Consider the following 19,179-nt stretch of genomic DNA (forward strand, 5'->3'; position numbering starts at 1 on the left):
CCTCACAGCTCCTGGGCGACCATCGTCTGCACGCCGATTCCCACCTCGCCGCGCCCATCGGCGAGGACGTTGCGGACCAGGCCACCGTGGCCCGGGGAGGCGATGGACTCCGCGCTCATGCGCAGCCACTCGCCCTCCGGGTCCCGGTGCAGGGACACGGAGATGTCGCAGTTGATGTAGCGGTGGCGGCGGGGATCGAGCGTGAACGTGACCCCGCCCGCCGAGTCGGCCAGCACGAGCGCGCGCTGGAACGCGTCCGGCTCCTCGCCCTCGACGAGGTCGATGAGCTGGCGGCCCCAGACTTCGGCGACACCCCCGCTGCCCGGCCCGCCGGTGGTGAAGCGCCATTCGACGGCGGCGAGGTAGCCGTCCTCATGCGCGCCGGGGATGAGCGAGCCCTCCAGGGTCGCGGAGGCGGGCGGCAGCTCCAACGCGGTGCGCCGGGGACCCGATCCCGCCACCGCGGCGGCGCCATCGGCCGGCAGGGGCGGAAAGTCGGCACTTGCGCGCAGGATCCGCCACCCCCGGGCCGCGAGCACCGGGCGCCCGCCGGCCGAGGCCGTTGCCTCGATGAGCTCCATGGACCGGCCGCCGCGCAGCGTGCGCGCGCTCACCTCGAGCGGCGCCACGGGGATGGGGCCCAGGATGTCCGCGCGGAAGTCCGCCAGGCGCATGCCCTCGCGCGGCTCGTGGCGCTCGATCGCCCGGGCCAGGAGCGCCGAGGGCGGCCCGGCGTGCTGCGCTTCCGCACTCCACGGGCCGGCCGTGGCCGGGTGCGATGCGTACACCGCGTCGTCGAGCTGGCTGTAGAAGGAGCTCATGCGTCCGTCTCCTTTGTCCGGGTGCCTGTCGAACGGGCGTTCAGTTCGCAGTGTAATCCGCGGCACAGCGTCGCCGCAGCAGACACCAGCGCAGCGTTCCCGGCGTTGCTGGTCCCGGTGGGGCTGCTTCTCCCGTCCGTGGGCCGGCTGGGGGCTGGTGTCCCCCCGATTCGCGGCCGCGCGCATTGCACGACCTCAGTCGGCGGGCCCCTCGGGGTGCTCGGCGAGGAAGGCGCACGTGGCGGCATCGGCGACCGTGAGGACGCCCATCGGCTCACCACCGTCGCACGTGCGCAGCTCGACCTGCACCTCGGCCGCGCCAGCGCCATTCAGCACCCGCCAGGTGCCGCCGGCCGCGCGCCAGCGCTCGAACGCGGGATCCACCGTGCTGCCCGAAGCCCAGTGCTGTCCGCAGGCCCGTGCTACCCGAAGACCAGGAGCGCCACCGCTGCCAGCACGCATGCCCCGCACAGCCCGAAGCACGCGTAGGCGAGCGCCAGCACGAGCGTCTGCTGGGCGGGGTATAGGGCGACCTTCTTGGCCGCCTTCGCGGCCTTCTTCTCCGCCTTCGCCGCCTGCTTGGGCGTGAGGACGGTGATGGCGTCGGGGAACTCTGCGGGGGGCACCACGGGCGGTCGGCCGGCCGCCACGAGGAGCCGCAGGCCCAGCGCGTAGAGCGTGACGAGGACGCCAGCGCCCACCAGGGCGACGACGAAGACGACGAGGAAGGCGTACCAGTCGATGGTCACGGCCGGTCTCCCTTCGCCTCGGCGGAGGAGCGCTCCTGTGCTGCGCGCTCCTGGGACTTCTGCGCGGCCCCGCGCACCTGCTTGGCGCGCTTGCGGCGCTGCCGGGCGCGCTCCTGCCGGGGGGTGAGCGGCGGGTCGCTGTCGAGCACGACGGCGGTGCCGGACTCCGCGACGTCGCTGACCGCGTTCGTGTGGTCGACCTGGTTGAGTCGCGAGCGCACGAACAGGCCGCAGACCACGGCGGCCACGGCCACCGCGTCGAGCGCCAGGCCCCAGGGGCCCAGCCACACGACGATGAGGGCGGAGATCGCGCCCACGATGCCCGCGGCGGGGAGGGTGAGCACCCAGCCGATGACGATGCGCCCGGCCGTGCCCCAGTTGACCTTGGAGCCGCGCCGGCCCAGCCCGGAGCCGATGACGGAGCCGGAGGCCACCTGTGTCGTCGACAGGGCGAAGCCCAGGGCGGAGGAGGCGAGGATCGTGGCGGCGGTCGACGTCTCGGCGGAGAATCCCTGGGCCGGCTTGACCTCGGTGAGGCCCTTGCCGAGCGTCCGGATGATCCGCCAGCCGCCCACGTAGGTGCCCAGGGCGATCGCCCCGGCACAGGCGAGGACCACCCAGAACTGCGGCTCGTGGTGGCCGGCGGACTGCCAGCCCACGGCGATGAAGACGAGCGTGATGACGCCCATGGTCTTCTGGGCGTCGTTCGTGCCGTGCGCCAGGGCGACGAGCGAGCTCGTGAGGATCTGGCCCATCCGGAACCCGTCGCGGCCGTCGGGCTTCTTGTCGTAGCGCCGGGTGATCGCGTAGGCGAGCTTCGTGGCGATGAATGCGATGATCCCCGCGGTCAGCGGGGACAGCAGGGCGGGCAGGATGATCTTGGACACGACGATGCCGAAGTTCACGGCGGAGGCGCCGATGCCCACGATCGTGGCGCCGATCAGTCCGCCGAACAGCGCGTGCGAGGAGCTCGAGGGCAACCCGAGCAGCCAGGTGAGCATGTTCCAGCAGATCGCGCCGATCAGGCCCGCGAAGATGATCGAGGGGAAGACCCCGCCGGATATCCGGTCCTCCCGGATGATGCCGCCGGAGACGGTCTTGGAGACCTCGGTGGACAGCAGCGCCCCCACGAGGTTGAGCCCCGCGGCCAGGGTGACGGCCGTCTTGGGCTTGAGTGCGCCGGTGGCAATGGGGGTCGCCATGGCGTTCGCCGTGTCGTGGAAGCCGTTCGTGAAGTCGAAGAACAGCGCCAGGACGATGACGAGCACGACGGTGAGGACAACGTATTCCACAGGCTGCCTAGTCTCGCGGGTGCGGTGGTCTGCGCGCCCGCTGACTGTTGCGAGCATTCAACTCGATTTCACCCACAGTTCACAGGCGCCGCCCCCAGCGTAGCGCGCCCGGAGCCGGTGCTCACACAGCCCACCGCTGCGCGCCGATCCGGGTGACGGCCGCCGCCCCCGCGAGCACCGCCGCCTGGAGGGCCGCATCGCGCTGCTCGCCCAGGGCCAGCCGGGCGCACAGCGTACCGGTGAACGTGTCCCCGGCGCCCGTGGTGTCGACCGTTTCGACCCGCGGGGCCGAGGCGTGCACCCCGGCCCACAGTGCCCCCTGCTCGCCGAACGTCATGACGACGGCGTCGTCGCTGCGGCCCAGCTCGTTGGCCTCGAGCGTGTTGACGACGACGAGGTCCGCGGCTCCTGCCAGGTCTGCGGCCCCCGGGCTCCACGGCGAGGGGTTGAGCACGCTCGTGGCCCCCCGCGCGGCCGCGAGCTCGAAGGCGGCGGCCACGATGCCCTCCGGGATCTCGAGCATCGTCGTGAGCACGTCGCCGGGCGCCAGGAGCTCGCCCAGCGCGTCGAGCTCGGGCTGGCCCACGCTGCCGTTGGCGCCCGGGTCGATGATGATCGAGTTGCGGCCGGCGGAGTCCACGGTGATCGTGGCGCTGCCGGTGGGCTCCTGGGCGCGGCGCACCGCCGAGGTCTGCACGCCGCTGGCGGCCAGGTGGCTCAGGTAGCGATCCCCATGGGGGTCGGTGCCCACCGCGCCGATCATGTGCGTCTGCGCGCCGGCAGCTGCGGCGGCGACGGCCTGGTTGGCGCCCTTGCCGCCGGGCATGGTGGTGATGCTCGTGGCGCGGATCGTCTCGCCCACCTTGGGATGGCGGTCGACGGAGACGACGACGTCGACGTTGAGGGAGCCCAGGACGATGACGCGGCCCATCAGCGGGCCCCCCTTTCGCTCGACGTTGAGCTGGCGGACGTGTGGGCGGGCGCCGATGCGCTTGCGACCGGTTCACGGGCGGTGTCGGGCGCAGTCGCCGTGCCGTGGGGCGCTTCGCCGAGGGTCGGCGCGTGCGGCCCGAGCACGGTGGTGAAAAACAGCTCGCGCACGGCCCCGCCGTCCACGCCGGTGACCACGGTCGTGGCGGCCCCGGGCGTGGTGTGGCGCAGCGGCGCCCGGTGGGGCGCCTGGGCGTGGCCGTGCAGGTCGACGGCCGCCTCGCGCAGGTCGACGACGGTGCGCCCGCGGGTGAGCTCGCCGCGCAGCTCGACGGCCACGGGCGCCTCCGTGCAGGCGGCCAGGGATTCGTCGATGGCCACCGCAACGGCCCCGGCGTCGCCCAGGGTCGCAGCGTCCGGGAACGGCAGGCGCGCCTCGCCCGCGCCCATCTCCTGGCTGCGGCGCAGCAGGGCGCCCACCGCGGCGGCCACGGGATCCGGGGAGCCCGCCAGCTCGTCGATGGCGCCGGCGGGCACCGCGGCCTGGTAGAAGGGCTCGAGGCCGTACATGAGCAGGGGGATGCCGCTGCCCACGACGACCGCGGCGGCCTCCGGGTCGTGCCAGGCGTTGAATTCCGCGCTGGCGGTGGCGTTGCCCGCCCCGATCGCCCCGCCCATCCAGACGATGCGCCCGATCCGCGCGGCCGCCTCCGGGTGGGCACGCAGGAGGAGGGCGAGGTTCGTCAGCGGGGCCAGGCAGATGAGGGTGACGGGCGCCGGCGCCGCCTCCAGGGCTGCGCGCATGAGCTCGAGCGCCCCGCGCCCATCGGCGGTGCGGCCGTCCTGGGGCAGTGCCACGCCGCCCACGCCGTCGCCCCCGTGGACGTGATCGGCCGGGCGGGGCTCCTGCACGAGGGGTGCGGCCGCCCCGGCGCCCACCGGGATGTCCGGCGCGCCCACGAGCGAGAGGATCCCCAGCGTGTTGCGCACCACCTGGTCGCGGTCGACGTTGCCCGCGACGCACGTGATGGCCCGCACGTCCAAGGCGGGGTGGCGCACGGCGAGCATGAGGGCGAGGGCGTCGTCGATGCCGGTGTCGACGTCGAGGATGACGGGAGTGGTGGGCATGTGCGCGATCTTAGCCAGCCGTGCTTGGCGCCTCCTGAACCGCCGCGAGCTGGCCGCACCGAGCGGCGCTGGTGCGCCGGCCCGGTGCGCGCACGCTGCCCGGCGCGGGCGCCCTGGCTCGGTGCGGTCACACTGGCTCGGTGCGGCCACACTGACGGGTACGGTCACGCTGCCCGCTGCGAGTGCGCTGGTGCCATTCGGATGTGCCCCCGGCGTGGGTGCCGTGCTCGGCACCGGGGTCGGGGACAATGGCAGGGTGCGGGCCGGCCGGGTCCGCAGTGCGCACCGCGGCCGGTGCCGGGCACAGCGAACCAGGCCCAGCGGTGCAAACCCCAGCCACACGGTGTGCGCAGCAGACAGCGCGGGCCGCAGCGCACAGAGCAGCGACGACGGCCGCCTCGGCGTGGGCCGAGCGCAGGGAGCGAGGAGACGGACATGGACGATGAGCGCATGGAAGCAGCCGGGGCAGCGCACCTGCCGGCGGGGGCACTGCCGGTCAACGGGGCCATCGAGGCCACCGCGGTCGAGGTGCTGCTCGAGCCGCTTCCGCAGGAGCAGACCGTGGCAGGTCACCCGGAGGCGGGCGCCGGTGAGCTCGGCTCATTCCGCGGCGCGCAGCTGGGCGTCTGGGAGATGACGGAGGGCACGGCCACGGATGTCGAAGCCGATGAGGTCTTCATCGTCGTCGTGGGCCGGGCGGTCATCGACTTCCTCGACGAGGACCGCAGCATCGAGGTGGGCCCGGGCAGCATCGTGCGCCTGGCCGCGGGCGCGCGCACCCGCTGGACGGTCACGGAGCGCCTGCGAAAGGTCTATCTGGCCTAAGGCGCCCGCCCCAGCTGCCCCGTCTGCCCCGCCCGGAGGCAGCCGCCGAGGCGCGCCGCGGGCGGCCGGGTCAGTCCCGGCTGCGCTCGCGGTCGGGCAGGAACCACCCCAGGACCGCGGAGACCACGGAGACGATGAGCGCGGCGATGACCGCCGACCAGAAGCCGCCCACGCCCAGCTGGAACGGGGTGAACTGGGACAGCCACGCCGTCAGCGCCAGCATCGCGGCGTTGATGACGAGGGTGAACAGGCCCAGCGTCAGGCAGGTCAGCGGCGTCGCGAAGAACGCGAGGATCGGCCGGATGACCGCGTTGACGAGGCCGAAGAGGATCGCGAGGACGGCGAAGGCGACGGCGGTCGCGGGGCCGGTCCCCACCGAGGCTGCGAGCCCGGAGCTCGTCGTGACGGTGAGGGCGGGCACGAGCCAGACGGCGGCGGCCAGGGCCAGGGCGTTGACGGCGATGCGCAGGACGGCGTTCATGCCCCGCACCCTAGCGGGGCCCCGTGTGCGCGCCCTGAAGGGTGCGTGAGCAGACGCCGCAGCGAATCCGCGCCGTCACAGCACCTCACCCGCAGCCGTGCCTTGCCCGCAGCCGTGCTGTGGTGCCCCGCTCTGCCATCGCCGAAGAGCGGGGCTATGCGCCCCGGCCCGCGCCTCGGCGGCCGAAGAGCAGCGCACCGGCGGCCAGGAGGGCCGCGCCGAGCACACCCGCGGTGGTGAGCATGGCGGTGTCGAGGCCGGGCAGACCCGCGCCGCGTCCCGAGGAGCCCGCGGCCGCGGTGGCGTGCGCTGTGATGACGCCCAGCACCGCGACGCCCATGGTGGAGCCGATCTGGCGGAACGTGTTGTGCACTGCGGCCGCGGTCGACGCCTCCGCCGTGGGCACCCCGGAGACCGCCAGGTTGGACATGGGCGAGCTCATCAGACCCGCCGCGATGCCGACTACAGCCATGCGCCACTCGAAGTCCCACACGGAGTAGTGCGCTGGCAGCAAGGCGAGCAGCACGCTGCCGAGCACTCCGATCGCCAGGCCGGTGAGCATGACGCGGCCGGCTCCCAGGCTGGCGGTGATGCGACCGGCCACCGGGCCCATGAAGGCGGTGAGGGCCATCATGGGCAGGAACATGAGCCCGGTGCTGAGCGCGGAGTGCCCGCGTGCGTCCTGCAGGTCGACGGAGTAGAAGTACATCGTGCCGAAGAACAGGAAGAAGTAGGCGGCGCCGGAGATGTTGGCGGCGCTGAGGGCCCGCGAGCGCCACAGGCGCGGGGGCATGAGCGCCGATCGGCCCGCCCGCTGCCGGGCGAACTGCCAGGCGAGGAACCCGGGCAGCGCGACGGCCGCGATGACGAACGCGCCCACCACCCGCGGGGCGCCCAGCCCGTGGGCCGGCAGCGCCAGCAACCCCTCGACGAGCGCGCCCAGCCCGAGCGCCCCGAGGGCCGCGCCCACCACGTCGAGGCTCGGCGGGTCCGCGGGGCGGCCGTGTTCGGCGGTGATCGCCCGCCCGCCCATCACCAGGGCGGCGAGGCCGAGGAGGGCGGAGAGCCCGAAGCCCCACCGCCAATTCGCGATGCTGGTGATGAGGCCGCCGAGGACGGGGCCGGCGGCGAGGCCCAGGCTGGAGACCCCCGCCCACAGGCCCACGACGCGGGCGCGCTGGGCCGGCTCCTCGAACTCCGCGGTGAGCACCGCGAGCGTCTGGGGGAGCATGAGCGCTGTGCCGGCGCCCTGGAGGCAGCGGAAGAGCAGCAGCAGGCCCATGGTGGGGGCCGCGGCGCACGCGGCAGAGGACAGGGCGAACACGGCGACGCCCCACAGGAACGCCCGGCCTGCGGCCGTAGGCCGCCCCCAGGCCGCCGCCCAGCAGGAGCAGGGCGCCGTAGCTGAGCGTGTAGGCGGCGCTGACCCATTCGAGGCTGCCGGAGCCCACGCGGAACGCCGTGCCGATCTGCGGGACCATAACGTTGACCATCGTCGAGTTGAACATCGTGGCCATGGGGGCCAGGCACATCGCGAAGACGAGCATGCCCGGGCGCCGGGGGTCGCGCGGGGCGCCGCCGGCCGCCCCCGGTGCGTCGGGGGGCGGGCCGCCGCCGTCGCCGTCTGCGCTCATCGCCCCATACCACCACCGATCGCGGCGGCGCGTGCGCATCGGCCCGCGGCGCGAGACGGCGGCGGGCGAGCTGACCTGCACGTGTGTGCAGGGCTGCGGTGCGCGCGTTCCTGCGCACGGAGTCCGGTGGCTGTCCTCGCCAGGGCTGCGGGCGGCTGCTGCGAGGGACAGGGCGCCAGTTTGGACACGCGCGCAGATGCGAGTACAGTAGCGGTGTCCCGAGGGGCTATAGCTCAGTTGGTAGAGCGCTTCGTTCGCAATGAAGAGGTCTGGGGTTCGATTCCCCATAGCTCCACAGTTCGCTTCATCCCATAGCCCCGGTTCCGCGCAGAGCGCGGGCCGGGGCTTTGCGCTGTTGGGCCTGCAGAGCCCACATGGCCGATAAATCGCTTATATCGTAGCGATATAAGCGATTTATCTTATTGGGGCGTCACCCCAGCAGCAGGAACGCCGTCACGGCCCCTGCGATCGACCAGCTCATGAGGCTGCCCACCAGGAACTCCTCGGCCTTGGCGCCGGTTTCGCGGTCGGCGGCGATCTCCGGGAAGCGGACGATGCCCTTGGCCGCCGCGAGGGCCGCCAGTGCCGGCGGCATGCCGGCGATGACGAGCGCCACGATGAGGCCGCGCTCCAGGGTGCCGATGAGTCGGCCCCCTCCCAGCAGCGGTGCGCCCGGCGCCGGGGCCGGCTCCTCGACTTCGACGGTGCGCTCGGCGAATCCGCGAATCGTCCACCGGCGCGGCGGCCGCACCGGTCCGATGGCCTGAGAACCGCTGGGCTGCCGTAGGTGGAGCAGCGCGAAGACGCTGCGGCATGCCTCGTTGGCAGGTCGCGTGAGGAAGCCCGCCGCGGCGGCCCAGGCAATGAGCGCGTCCCAGGCAACGCCGCCGGGAGCGGTGGCCCCCTGGTGCCACGGGGCCATGGCGGCCGCGACAGCGAGCGCTGCGCCCAGGAGGCAGAGCGCACCGAGGTGAAGGCGGGGTCGCGCTCCGGCGTCGGACGCCGCCGCCACCGCACCCCACGCGATCGCCGTCACGACGAACGCGACGAGGCCGGGCCACCCCCAGACGCTCAGGGCCACGGCGGCGCCCGAGCACAGGGCGACGGCGCACGCGAGGAGGAGCACCCACCGGGGCGCCCGGTCGGTTCCGCGGCACACCAGCCGCGCACCCAGGTCGCTCAGCGTGGCAGCCAGCAGGATCGCCGCACCCACCTCAGCGTGCCTTCGCCTGGTCGGCCAGGAGGTCCAGGGCGACGCGCAGCGCCGCACCGCCGCTGCGGTGGAGCAGCTGTGACACCGCGGACTGCGATACACCCTCCTGCTTCGCGATCTCCCGTTGCGGGGTGCCGCGCAGGGCGGCCGCGGCCACCCTGCGCTCCCGGCGCTTCATGCGCGTGAGGCAGTGGTCGGCGAGGGTGAGTGCGGCGTTCACCGCGGCTTCGGCGGGGCCGGCGAGCGGGCCGTCGTCGCCCGCGCACAGCCGGCTGCGGACCCAGGGGTTGCCGGCGGATTGGCGGCCGTGTGCCTGCTCGATGGCCTCCCGCGCATTCCACCACGCGGGGCCGTCCTGAATGCCCGCGCCTCCGTGATCGTCCGCCGACCGCACGCTGCGGATGGTCCCCACGCCGTAGCCCACCCGCAGTTCCACGCCCTCGGGCAGTGCAAGGGCGGTGAGGGTGCAGCCCAGGATCGCGGTCGGCAGTTCGTCGTAGACGGCCTGGAACTCGTCCCCGACCGTGGGCGCGGGCGGGGTGCGCGGCACCGCGTGCGCGGCGCTGGCGGCCAGGGCCCGCTCGATCCCGGCCTGAGCCGCCGCGCGGTCGGACAGGCGCCGAGAGCCCACGATGTCGAGAATGACGGCAATGACCTGCTGCGAGGAGTCCATTGCGCCACTGTAACGCTTATATTGGCTATATATAAGCAATTTACTGCCCTAGAGTGCCGGGCGTCTCAGCGGTGGGTCGCACCACCCGCGCATATGCGCCGAACAGCGGTTCGCCCCGCTCGTTGCGCGGCCGCATTGCCGCAAGCGCCCGTAGCAGCCCGCCGCCCCGCTCGCCCGTGACCGGGTCCAGGTCGATGACCGCGCAGCGGGGAATGGGGTCGCCCACGCGCAGGCGCAGCCCCTCCATGCCGCCCTCACCGGCCCCCGGCTGAGTCCGCTCCCCATCGCCTTTCGCGCCCGAGGCGCCGGCCGGCACCCGCTCGACCCGCACCTCGGCGCCTGCCCAGGCGTCCTCGCCAAACGGCTCGTCGGACTCGACGAGGAGCGTGGGCCGGAAGCGCACGAACTCCGTGAGCAGGTCCGGGTGTCCGGTGGCCTCACCGAGCGCCCGCAGCGAGCCGGTCGTCACGATGCTGGTCGGATCGCCGTACACGGCCCCGCCGCGCGGCACCCGGGCGAGCGCGACGCGCCGGCCCAGGAAGTCCGAGAGCGCCTCGGCGTGGGGCCCGGTTCCGAGTCTGGCCCGCACGCGCCTGCCCCAGTAGTCCACGTCAAGCGCGCGCCCCATGCCGACCGGGGCGACGACGATGCCAGTACCGGGGATGTCGAGTGCGAGGCCGGCCGCGCACTCGCGGGCGGCCACCCGCAGCAGCTGCGGCGTCTGCACGGTCTTGAGCACGGCGCCCCGCTCCGGGTCCACGACGCAGTAGCGGCGATCACCCACGGGACCGGCCGCGTCGAATCGGATGCCCGGCCGGGGTGCGTGGGCCGTGCCCTTGACCGTTGCGAAGCCGGCGCTGCGCACGCGCAGCGCGATCTCCTGCACCATTCGGCCTCCCTCCGCGCACACCGCGCCGCCCAGACGTTTGCCCACGTGGCGGGCGCGTTTTCGCGTCGTGAACACGATGGCACGGCCCATGTCAGAGGGTTAGTGTGAGATGGGTCATGAGCGTACACGCGATGGACGCACCGAATGGACACAAGGGAGTGGACATGACGAACACGATCGATCCCACAGCCGGGGAACAGCACCCGCAGGCCCAGCCGGACCCCGCGGCCGAGGATCCCCAGGCGGCCACCGCCGCCGTGCAGGACTGGCTCGACCGCTTCGACCGGGACCTGAAGGCGGGCGACCTCGATGCCCTCCGCGGGCTCTTCGCCCAGGACTGCTACTGGCGCGACTTCGTGGCCTTCACGTGGAACCTCACCACCCTTGAGGGCTTCGACGCGATCGCGGACATGCTCACCGCCCAGCTGCCTGCCATCCAGCCCCAGGGCTGGCAGCTCGCCGAGCCCGCCAGCGGCACGGCCGAGGAGGCCGAGGCGTGGGTGGACTTCTCCACGGCCGTGGGCCGCGGCTGGGCCCACCTGCGCCTGGTCAACGGGAAGTGCTGGACGCTGCTGACCACACTCCAGGAGCTCACCGGGTTCGAGGAGAAGAAGGGACCCAAACGGGAACTGGGCGTCCAGCACGAGATCACCCGTGGGCGCACCACGTGGAAGGAGGCGCGCGCACAGCGCGACGCCGCCCTGGGCTACGAGGAGCAGCCCTACGTCCTCATCATCGGCGGGGGACAGGGCGGCATCGGCCTGGCCGCGCGCCTGCGCCGCCTGGGCGTGCCCGCCATCGTCGTGGAGAAGAACGAGCGCGCCGGCGACTCGTGGCGCAACCGCTACAAGTCCCTGCACCTGCACGACCCGGTCTGGTACGACCACATGCCCTACCTGCCGTTCCCCGACGACTGGCCCGTCTTCCCCTCGAAGGACAAGATGGGCGACTGGCTCGAGCACTACGTCGACATCATGGAGCTCGACTACTGGTCCGGCACGGAGTGCGAAACCGCCCAGTTCGACGAGGCCAGCGGCACGTGGACCGTGCGCGTCAACCGCCGCGGCGAGCAGGTCGAGCTCCATCCCACGCAGCTCGTCTTCGCCCTGGGCGTGTCCGGCTATCCGAACATCCCCCACTTCGAGGGCGCGGAGGACTTCACCGGCTGGCAGGGCCACTCCTCCGAGTTCACCGGCGACGAGGACTCCTTCGAGGGCAAGCGGGCCGTCGTCATCGGCTCGAACAACTCCGCCCACGACATCGCGGCCACCCTGTGGGAGAAGGGTGCCGAGGTCACGATGATCCAGCGCTCGTCCACCCACATCTCCCGCTCCGACTCGCTGCGGGAGTTGGCACTGGGACCGCTGTACTCGGAGGAGGCGCTCGCGGCCGGCGTGACGACGGAGAAGGCGGACATGCTCTTCGCCTCCTGGCCCTACCGGCTGCTGCCCGGTGCGCAGATCCCCGTCTACGAGGAGATGAAGCGCCGGGACGCGGACTTCTACCAGGCGCTGGCCGACGCCGGCTTTGAACTCGACTTCGGCGAGGACGAATCGGGTCTGTTCCTCAAGTACCTGCGCCGGGGCTCCGGCTACTACATCGACGTGGGCGCCTCCCAGCTCATCATCGACGGGCGCATCCGACTGGAGCGCGGCCAGGTCACGAAGATCGCCCCGGACGGCGTCGTGGTGGACGGCGACCGGCTCATCCCGGCCGACCTCATCGTCTACGCCACCGGCTACGGGTCGATGAACGCGTGGCTGGCCGACCTCGTCTCGCCGGAGGTCGCCGATGCCGTGGGCAAGTGCTGGGGCTACGGCTCGGACACGATCCGCGATCCGGGACCCTGGGAGGGGGAGCTGCGCAACATGTGGAAGCCCACGAACGTCGAGCAGCTGTGGATCCACGGCGGCAACCTCCACCAGTCGCGCCACTACTCGAAGTACCTGGCCCTCCAGCTCAAGGCCCGCGAGCAGGGCATCGAGACCCCCGTCTACGGGCTGCAGGAATCCCACCACACCCGGTGAGTCCCGGATGAGGCCGCCGAGGCGCGGACCGGTGGGCGCCGGTTCGCGCCTCGGGATAGCGTGGGAAGCACGGCACTCGCGCGCCCGGGCAGGCCCGCACGATCGGTCCGCGCCCGCTCTGCCCGCGCACCGCGCGAGCCGCCGCAACCCGCGGTCCCGCAGCCGCTGCCCTCACCCGCAGCGACGGCACCCGAGGACTGCCTGGCACATCAACCCGTCCGAAAGGCACCCCATGAGCGCACCCGCATCCACCGTCTTCGCCGGAGCCACCGTCTTCGACGGCACCGACTTCCTGCCCGAGCCCCAGGACGTCGTCGTCGCCGACGGCCGGATCGTGGCCATCGGCCCCGCCGGGGAACCGGAGCGCCCCGCGGACAGCACGGTCATCGACTGCACCGGTGCCACACTCACCCCCGGCTTCATCGACCTGCACGTGCACGTGACGACCGCGCAGGCAGGCTCGCTCGCTGCCTTCTCCGAGCCGTTCTCCCTCCAGTTCTTCAAGGCCGCGGACCACCTGCGCAAGACCCTGCACGGCGGCGTCACGACGGCCCGCGATGCCGGCGGCGCCGATGCCGGTGTGCGCGCGGCCCTCGAAACGGGTCTCACGGAGGGACCCGACCTCACGATCGCGGTGACGATCATGTCCCAGACCGGTGGCCACGGTGACGGACACATGCCCTCGGGCATCGACTCGCCCATGCTCATGGAGCACCCGGGACGCCCCTCGGGCGTGGCCGACGGTGTCGAGGAGGTCCGCAAGGCCGTGCGCCGGATCCTGCGGGCCGGGGCGGACCACATCAAGATCTGCTCGACCGGCGGTGTGCTCTCACCAGCCGACGATCCGCGCCACTCGCAGTTCACGCAGGCGGAGATCGAGGTCATCGTCGAGGAGGCGCAAACCCAGGGCACGTACGTCATGGCCCACGCACAGGGCACGAACGGCATCAAGAACGCCCTGCGCGCCGGGGTCAAGACGATCGAGCACGGCATCTACTTGGACGACGAGGCGATCCAGATGATGAAGGACGCCGGTGCCGTCCTCGTGCCCACGCTCCAGGCCCCGCGCGCGGTCATCGCGGCGGCCGACGCGGGCGTGCCGCTGCCGCCGGTGCTCGTGGAGAAGGCCAAGCGCGTCGCCGACGCTCACGACGACTCCGTGCGCCGGGCCTACGAGGCCGGCGTGACGATCGCGATGGGCACGGACGCCGGGGTGGGCCCCCACGGGGAGAACCTCGAGGAGATCGAGCTGCTCGCCGCGATCGGGCTCACCGACGTCGACGCCCTGCGCGCGGCGACCACGAGGGCCGCCGCCGTCCTGGGCCGCGAGGACATCGGCACGATCGCCGCGGACACGGCGGCGGACCTCGTGGTCCTCGACGGGGACCTGCGCGAGACCGGGGTCGGCGACATCCGCCAGCGCGTGCGCCACGTGTTCAAGAACGGCGTGCAGGCCCGCTGAGGCAGTCCGCAGCGACAGCGCGAAGGGCCCGGCAGCCGCTCGGCTGCCGGGCCCTTCGCCGTGCCGGGCTCCTAGCGGAGCCGGGCGAGAGCGCGCCTCAGATGAAGCTCACGAGGATGCTCGCGATGACGACCGAGCCCGCGCTCACGGACGTGAAGCCGCCCACGAGCATCGGCGGGAGCATGACGTCGAGCAGGGCCTTGCGCTCCTCGTCGTCGCGGCCGGTGGAGCGGGCCACCTCGTTCGTCAGCAGGTAGTCCGCCGGGAAGCCGTACATGGCGGTGAGCGCCACGGACATGCCGAGCGCCGAACGCCACTTCAGCAGCTTCGTCGCGAGGAAGCCGCCCAGCATGATGCCGATGCCGCCCACCACGAGGATGGCGAGCACCGGCAGGATCGCCGCGATGACATCGGCCAGCGTCGCCTTGAGCAGCGGGGCCATGACGACCGCGATGACGGTCGCCATCGCCAGGCCGAACGAGTTCGCTTTCTCCAGCGTGCGCTCCGGCGTGAAGCCGAAGTACGTGGACACGATGCCCAGGATGAGCGCGACGATGGACGACGGGATGTGGGTGATGCCGCCCAGGAACGTGGCGAGCGAACCGCCCACGAGCACGAGGAACAGGACGAAGAGCTGGTTGTCGACGAGGTCCTGGGGCAGGTTGACGAGCTTCTTGCGCTTGGCCTGGTGCTCCTGGGCCGCCTGGTTCTCGGCCGCGAGGCGCGTGAGCTCCCCGCTGTCGCGCACGCCGATCGCGAAGCGGCGCAGCAGGAAGTTCGTCATCGGCATGGCGGGGACGGACTGGAGCATGAGCACGAGGGCGGGCAGCACGACGATCGTCGAGGCCACACCGGCCTTCGTCAGGCCCTCCGTCGTCAGGCCCGTGGCGACGATGCCGCCGGCCAGCGGGCCGGCGCCCGCGATGACCGTCTGGAAGTCGAAGAGCGGGCCGACCACGGCGAACAGCAGGCCCACGGCCACGGCCATGCCGGCCACGGAGATGAGCACCGAGCGCCACTGTTTGAGCAGGGTGTTGAGCGGGATGATCGAGCCCATGTGGAACAGCAGGGGCGCGGAGAGGATCGTGTAGGCCTGGAGCAGGGTCGAGTCATTCACGACGGAGTCGGGGATGATCCCGGCCTTCGCGACGATGAACACGCCCAGCATGGCGACGAGCAGGCTGGGCACGCGGGCCTTCGACCAGATCGAGACGAGCTCGCCCAGGGCGACGAACGCCAGCACGATCGCGGCTGCGTAGATGGGTGTCATGGGTTTCCTTTGCCGGTGCCGGTGGTGCGGGATGGGAGGGGCCGCCGAGGCGACCCGGGCTCAGTGGGCGGGCGCGCTCGCGCCCGCGCTGGGTTCTAGCCGGCGCGCAGCCGCTCGTAGGCCAGCTGTGCGAGCGCGGCCGCCTGGTCGCCCAGGACGGAGTCGTCGAAGCGGATGTGGGCCGAATGGTTGTTCGGCGCGGTCTCGAGGTCCGTGTCCGCAGGCGTGCAGCGCAGGAACAGGAAGCAGCCGGGCACCTCTTCGAGGACGAACGAGAAGTCCTCGGAGCCCATGAGCGGATCGGGTGCGGTGATGACGCGCGCGGCGCCGAACTCTGCGCTCAGCGTGCGCAGCGCGAAGTCGGCCTCCGCGTCGTCGTTGACGGTCACCGGGTAGTGCTCGACCCAGTCGACCTCGGCGCTGACACCGTGGGCGGCGGCGATGCCCTCCGCCAGCTCGGTGACGAGCGGACCGAAGCGCGCGGTGCTGTCCTTCGACAGCGTGCGCACGGTGGCGCCCACGGTCGCCGTGTCCGGGATGATGTTGACGGCGGTGCCGGCCTGCAGCTGCGTGACAGTGGCGACCACCGGGTCGAAGACGCTGAACCTGCGGGTGACAAGCGACTGGATGGCCGTGCCGAACTCCAGGGCCGCCGGCACGGGGTCCTGCGCCAGGTGGGGCGCCGAGCCGTGGCCGCCGACTCCGCGGAAGACGACGTGCAGGTCGTTGACGCCGGCGAGCATGGTGCCCGGGCGCGTGGCGAACTCGCCGAGCGGCCCGGGTCCCACGTGGATCCCGTAGGCCGCGATGGGCCGGTCGCCGGCCGCGTCGAGCAGGCCCTCGGCGATCATCGGCTGCGCCCCGCCGGGGGACTCCTCGCCGGGCTGGAACATGAAGATGACGGAACCGGGCAGCTCGTCCCGGTGGGCCGCGAGCAGGCGGGCGGCGCCCACGAGGCCCGCGGTGTGCAGGTCATGCCCGCACGCGTGCATGCGGCCGTTGGCGGAGGCGAACTCCTCGCCGGACTCCTCGTGCAGGGGCAGGGCGTCCATGTCGCCGCGCAGGAGCACTACCGGACCGGGCTTACCGCCCCGCAGCACGGCGGTGATGGACGAGACGCTGCGGCCCAGGGTGATCTCCAACGGCAGGCCGTCGAGCGCGGAGAGCACCTCGGACTGGGTGAGCGGCAGCTCGTTGCCGAGCTCCGGGATCTGATGCAGGGTGCGGCGGAGCTCGACGAGGTCGGGCAGCAGCGCGGCCCCCTCGGCGGGGAAGTCGATGGCCATGTGAACTCCATGTGAGGCGGGCAACAATCTGCCGGGAACACTAGCACCGTGCCCGTTTCGAACGCGTAACACCGGCCGTTGCCAGGGGCCTCATTTCACATGGTGGGACGTTGTTCTGAGAATCGTGACGTGCCGCGTCATCCGGCACCGTCACTCGCCCGCATCACTCGCTCGCGTCATTCACCCGCGGCGGTGAAGCGCGCGAACGCGCCGCGAGCACCCTCGTCCAACGGCAGCGGGCGGCGCGTGTGCGCGTCGATCTGGACCATGACGCTGCGCGCCCGCGCGCACACCTCGCCCCCGCTGGCGAGCTCCTGGTCGACGGTGAGGGAGGTGGTGCCCAGGCGCTGCACCCGCGAGCCGATCGTCACGGTGCCCGGCCAGTGGACCTCGCGCAGGTACTCGATGGTGATCTGGGCGAGCACGAATTCACCCGGCCAGGCGTCCCCGGGGCCCAGGGCGTCTGCCAGCAGCGCCACGCGGCCGGTCTCGAAGAACGTGGCGTAGACCGCGTTATTCACGTGCCCCTGCCGGTCCGTGTCGCCGTAGCGCAGGATGTCCGTGGCGTGCGTCGGGAAGTGGGCCAGGGTGTCGGCGTTGGATTCGCTCATGGCCCCATCCTGCCAGCCGCCCTGGGCTAGGCTTCGATGTGACGCGGAGCACCCTCACGGGCCCGCTCGAGCAGACCCCTTCGAAGGAGCACAGCGACGTGACCTCAACCACCCAGCCGGAGCGCACCCCCGCCGCCCTGTCCTACGCCTCGGGACCCTCGCAGTTCCCGCTGCTCGGCGACACGATCGGCGGCCACTTCTCCCGGATTGCCGCCGCCTCACCGCAGGCGACCGCGCTCATCGACCGCCCCTCGGGTCGCCGGTGGACCTACGAGGAGCTCGAGTCGGACGTCGATGCCCTGGCCTACGCGCTCATCGAGCGCGGGATCGCCAAGGGCGACCGCGTGGGGATCTGGGCGCAGAACCTGCCGGAGTGGACGCTGACGATGTACGCGTGCGCCAAGGTCGGCGCGATCCTCGTGAACATCAACCCGGCCTACCGGACGCACGAACTCGAGTTCGTCGTCCGGCAGTCCGGCACCCGCCTGCTCATCAGCCAGCTGACGGCCCCGCCCCATTCGAACTTCGAGCAGATCGCCCGCGAGGTCGCGCAGGGCGCAAGCGGCCTCGAACTCGTCTTCATCGACACCGCCCACGCCGAGGTCACCGGCGAGGACGAGCGCCCGGCGGCCATCCAGCCGTCCGAGTCGTTCGCCGCGCTCATGGAGCGCGGGCGGGCCCTGGGCTCGGACGCGGGCGCCAAGATGCCCGTGCGGCTGCGCCAGGCCATGGGCGCCCTCGACGCGGACGATCCCATCAACCTCCAGTACACCTCCGGCACCACCGGGTTCCCCAAGGGGGTGACGCTCACCCACCACAACCTGCTCAACAACGGCTACTCGATCGGCGAGGTGCTCGCCTACACGGGCGAGGACCGCGTGGTGCTCCCCGTGCCGTTCTTCCACTGCTTCGGGATGGTCATCGGCTTCCTCGCGATCTTCTCCCACGGCGCCTCCGCCATCATCCCCTCGCCCGGCTTCGACCCGGAGCGCTCGCTGGCCGCGGCCGCCGAGGAGCGGGCCACCAGCCTCTACGGCGTGCCCACGATGTTCATCGCGGAGCTCGACCTGCCGAACTTCGCCGACTACGACCTCACGAGCCTGCGCACCGGCGTCATGGCCGGCTCGCCTTGCCCCGTGGAGGTCATGAAGCGCGTGATCTCCCAGATGCACATGTCCGAGGTCGCCATCTGCTACGGCATGACGGAGACCTCGCCGGTGTCCACGATGACGCGCACGGACGACACCCTGGCCCGCCGCACGGAGACCGTGGGCCGCGTCATGCCCTTCGTCGAGGTCAAGATCGTCGACCCCATCACGGGCCTGACCCTGCCGCGCGGGCAGAAGGGCGAGCTGTGCACCCGCGGCTACTCGGTCATGCGCGGCTACTGGGAGGAGCCGGAAAAGACGGCGGAGGCGATCGACGCCGGCGGCTGGATGCACACGGGCGACCTCGCGATCATGGACGCCGACGGCTACGTCGACATCTCCGGGCGCATCAAGGACATGGTCATCCGCGGCGGGGAGAACATCTACCCGCGCGAGATCGAGGAGTTCCTCTACACCCACCCGTCGATCGCCGACGTGCAGGTCGTGGGCGTCAGCGACGAGAAGTACGGCGAGGAGCTCATGGCGTGGGTCATCCTGCGCGAGGGCGTCGCCTCGCTCACCGCGGACGAGGTCCGCGAGTTCTCCCGCGGCAAGCTCGCCCACTACAAGATCCCGCGCTACGTCGAGGTCCGCGAGTCCTTCCCCATGACCGTTTCCGGCAAGGTCCGCAAGGTCGAGCTGCGGGCGGAGGGCGAGCGGCTCTCGCACGGGGGCTGAGCCCGCGCACCCGCCCGGGCTGGGCACGTTCGACCGGCCCGCGCCCGAGGTGGGCAGCGCCT

Annotated in this window: 18 protein-coding genes and 1 tRNA gene; 5 read left to right on the forward strand and 14 right to left on the reverse strand. The window is 72.4% G+C overall.

The window, feature by feature from the left end:
- Nucleotides 1-2 precede the first annotated feature (2 nt).
- The 6 genes from BRM1_RS01885 to BRM1_RS01910 form a co-directional block, all read right to left on the reverse strand.
- On the reverse strand, nt 3-821 hold the full coding sequence (locus BRM1_RS01885; RefSeq protein ID WP_160952547.1) for a thioesterase family protein: 819 nt from the start codon (nt 819-821) through the stop codon (nt 3-5).
- A gap of 195 nt (nt 822-1,016) precedes the next feature.
- Complete coding sequence (locus tag BRM1_RS01890; protein WP_268527652.1) at nt 1,017-1,205, reverse strand: hypothetical protein; 189 nt, start codon at nt 1,203-1,205, stop codon at nt 1,017-1,019.
- A gap of 38 nt (nt 1,206-1,243) precedes the next feature.
- Nucleotides 1,244-1,570 (reverse strand): peptidase, encoded by a 327-nt coding sequence (locus BRM1_RS01895; RefSeq protein ID WP_268527655.1) that lies wholly within the window; start codon nt 1,568-1,570, stop codon nt 1,244-1,246.
- On the reverse strand, nt 1,567-2,862 hold the full coding sequence (locus BRM1_RS01900) for an inorganic phosphate transporter (protein ID WP_268527658.1): 1,296 nt from the start codon (nt 2,860-2,862) through the stop codon (nt 1,567-1,569). Before BRM1_RS01900 ends, BRM1_RS01895 begins: the two co-directional genes overlap by 4 nt.
- Before the next feature lie 121 nt (nt 2,863-2,983).
- The gene (locus BRM1_RS01905; protein ID WP_160952543.1) at nt 2,984-3,793 is read right to left on the reverse strand and encodes a PfkB family carbohydrate kinase; all 810 of its coding nucleotides are present in this window, start codon (nt 3,791-3,793) and stop codon (nt 2,984-2,986) included.
- Entirely contained in the window at nt 3,793-4,920 is a 1,128-nt protein-coding gene (locus tag BRM1_RS01910) for a nucleoside hydrolase (RefSeq protein ID WP_268527662.1), read from the reverse strand. The genes BRM1_RS01905 and BRM1_RS01910 overlap by 1 nt, the downstream gene beginning before the upstream one ends.
- Nucleotides 4,921-5,355: 435 nt before the next feature.
- On the opposite strand from BRM1_RS01910, the gene BRM1_RS01915 reads away from it, so the two are divergent.
- A complete protein-coding gene (locus tag BRM1_RS01915; protein ID WP_268527664.1) occupies nt 5,356-5,745 on the forward strand; it encodes a cupin domain-containing protein in 390 nt (129 codons plus the stop codon).
- A 70-nt stretch (nt 5,746-5,815) separates the two neighbouring features.
- Here the strand turns inward: BRM1_RS01915 and BRM1_RS01920 are convergent, their stop codons facing one another.
- Both BRM1_RS01920 and BRM1_RS01925 read right to left on the reverse strand, forming a co-directional pair.
- A complete protein-coding gene (locus tag BRM1_RS01920) occupies nt 5,816-6,226 on the reverse strand; it encodes a phage holin family protein (protein WP_268527665.1) in 411 nt (136 codons plus the stop codon).
- Between the two features lie 154 nt (nt 6,227-6,380).
- Nucleotides 6,381-7,550 (reverse strand): MFS transporter, encoded by a 1,170-nt coding sequence (locus BRM1_RS01925; protein WP_268527667.1) that lies wholly within the window; start codon nt 7,548-7,550, stop codon nt 6,381-6,383.
- A gap of 532 nt (nt 7,551-8,082) precedes the next feature.
- Between BRM1_RS01925 and BRM1_RS01930 the strand changes: the two genes are divergently transcribed.
- Nucleotides 8,083-8,155: transfer RNA gene (locus tag BRM1_RS01930), tRNA-Ala, on the forward strand.
- A 135-nt stretch (nt 8,156-8,290) separates the two neighbouring features.
- Here the strand turns inward: BRM1_RS01930 and BRM1_RS01935 are convergent.
- The 3 genes from BRM1_RS01935 to BRM1_RS01945 are packed head-to-tail and all read right to left on the reverse strand — an operon-like array spanning nt 8,291 to nt 10,635.
- Nucleotides 8,291-9,073 carry a hypothetical protein gene (locus BRM1_RS01935; RefSeq protein ID WP_268527669.1) on the reverse strand — a complete coding sequence of 261 codons (783 nt, stop codon included), beginning with the start codon at nt 9,071-9,073 and terminating at the stop codon, nt 8,291-8,293.
- Between the two features lies 1 nt (nt 9,074).
- The gene (locus tag BRM1_RS01940) at nt 9,075-9,746 is read right to left on the reverse strand and encodes a SatD family protein (RefSeq protein ID WP_160952538.1); all 672 of its coding nucleotides are present in this window, start codon (nt 9,744-9,746) and stop codon (nt 9,075-9,077) included.
- A 40-nt stretch (nt 9,747-9,786) separates the two neighbouring features.
- Nucleotides 9,787-10,635, reverse strand: coding sequence for an MOSC N-terminal beta barrel domain-containing protein (locus tag BRM1_RS01945; protein WP_268527671.1), 849 nt, complete (start codon nt 10,633-10,635; stop codon nt 9,787-9,789).
- Nucleotides 10,636-10,751: 116 nt separating this feature from the next.
- Between BRM1_RS01945 and BRM1_RS01950 the strand changes: the two genes are divergently transcribed.
- Both BRM1_RS01950 and BRM1_RS01955 read left to right on the forward strand, forming a co-directional pair.
- The gene (locus tag BRM1_RS01950) at nt 10,752-12,662 is read left to right on the forward strand and encodes an NAD(P)/FAD-dependent oxidoreductase (RefSeq protein ID WP_268527673.1); all 1,911 of its coding nucleotides are present in this window, start codon (nt 10,752-10,754) and stop codon (nt 12,660-12,662) included.
- A 232-nt stretch (nt 12,663-12,894) separates the two neighbouring features.
- Nucleotides 12,895-14,124, forward strand: a complete 1,230-nt coding sequence (locus tag BRM1_RS01955; protein WP_268527675.1) for a metal-dependent hydrolase family protein — start codon at nt 12,895-12,897, stop codon at nt 14,122-14,124.
- 97 nt (nt 14,125-14,221) lie between these two features.
- Here the strand turns inward: BRM1_RS01955 and BRM1_RS01960 are convergent, their stop codons facing one another.
- The 3 genes from BRM1_RS01960 to BRM1_RS01970 all read right to left on the reverse strand — a co-directional run bounded on the left by BRM1_RS01960 (nt 14,222) and on the right by BRM1_RS01970 (nt 17,291).
- The gene (locus BRM1_RS01960; protein ID WP_268527676.1) at nt 14,222-15,394 is read right to left on the reverse strand and encodes a hypothetical protein; all 1,173 of its coding nucleotides are present in this window, start codon (nt 15,392-15,394) and stop codon (nt 14,222-14,224) included.
- A gap of 95 nt (nt 15,395-15,489) precedes the next feature.
- Nucleotides 15,490-16,680, reverse strand: coding sequence for a M20 metallopeptidase family protein (locus BRM1_RS01965; RefSeq protein ID WP_268527677.1), 1,191 nt, complete (start codon nt 16,678-16,680; stop codon nt 15,490-15,492).
- A gap of 176 nt (nt 16,681-16,856) precedes the next feature.
- The gene (locus tag BRM1_RS01970; protein ID WP_268527679.1) at nt 16,857-17,291 is read right to left on the reverse strand and encodes an acyl-CoA thioesterase; all 435 of its coding nucleotides are present in this window, start codon (nt 17,289-17,291) and stop codon (nt 16,857-16,859) included.
- Between the two features lie 98 nt (nt 17,292-17,389).
- Here BRM1_RS01970 and BRM1_RS01975 point away from each other — a divergent pair, with 98 nt between their 5' ends.
- The gene (locus BRM1_RS01975; RefSeq protein WP_160952532.1) at nt 17,390-19,117 is read left to right on the forward strand and encodes an AMP-binding protein; all 1,728 of its coding nucleotides are present in this window, start codon (nt 17,390-17,392) and stop codon (nt 19,115-19,117) included.
- Nucleotides 19,118-19,179: the final 62 nt, after the last annotated feature.

This window comes from Brevibacterium sp. BRM-1, from assembly GCF_026802075.1.
Classification (GTDB): Bacteria; Actinomycetota; Actinomycetes; order Actinomycetales; family Brevibacteriaceae; genus Brevibacterium; species Brevibacterium rongguiense.

Bases quoted from the DNA above. Each gene is read 5' to 3' on its own strand.
- BRM1_RS01885 (WP_160952547.1), bottom strand. From the start codon at position 821: ATGAGCTCCTTCTACAGCCAGCTCGACGACGCGGTGTACGCATCGCAC.
- BRM1_RS01905 (WP_160952543.1), bottom strand. From the start codon at position 3,793: ATGGGCCGCGTCATCGTCCTGGGCTCCCTCAACGTCGACGTCGTCGTC.
- BRM1_RS01910 (WP_268527662.1), bottom strand. From the start codon at position 4,920: ATGCCCACCACTCCCGTCATCCTCGACGTCGACACCGGCATCGACGAC.
- BRM1_RS01915 (WP_268527664.1), top strand. From the start codon at position 5,356: ATGGACGATGAGCGCATGGAAGCAGCCGGGGCAGCGCACCTGCCGGCG.
- BRM1_RS01920 (WP_268527665.1), bottom strand. From the start codon at position 6,226: ATGAACGCCGTCCTGCGCATCGCCGTCAACGCCCTGGCCCTGGCCGCC.
- BRM1_RS01940 (WP_160952538.1), bottom strand. From the start codon at position 9,746: ATGGACTCCTCGCAGCAGGTCATTGCCGTCATTCTCGACATCGTGGGC.
- BRM1_RS01945 (WP_268527671.1), bottom strand. From the start codon at position 10,635: ATGGTGCAGGAGATCGCGCTGCGCGTGCGCAGCGCCGGCTTCGCAACG.
- BRM1_RS01950 (WP_268527673.1), top strand. From the start codon at position 10,752: ATGAGCGTACACGCGATGGACGCACCGAATGGACACAAGGGAGTGGAC.
- BRM1_RS01955 (WP_268527675.1), top strand. From the start codon at position 12,895: ATGAGCGCACCCGCATCCACCGTCTTCGCCGGAGCCACCGTCTTCGAC.
- BRM1_RS01960 (WP_268527676.1), bottom strand. From the start codon at position 15,394: ATGACACCCATCTACGCAGCCGCGATCGTGCTGGCGTTCGTCGCCCTG.
- BRM1_RS01965 (WP_268527677.1), bottom strand. From the start codon at position 16,680: ATGGCCATCGACTTCCCCGCCGAGGGGGCCGCGCTGCTGCCCGACCTC.
- BRM1_RS01970 (WP_268527679.1), bottom strand. From the start codon at position 17,291: ATGAGCGAATCCAACGCCGACACCCTGGCCCACTTCCCGACGCACGCC.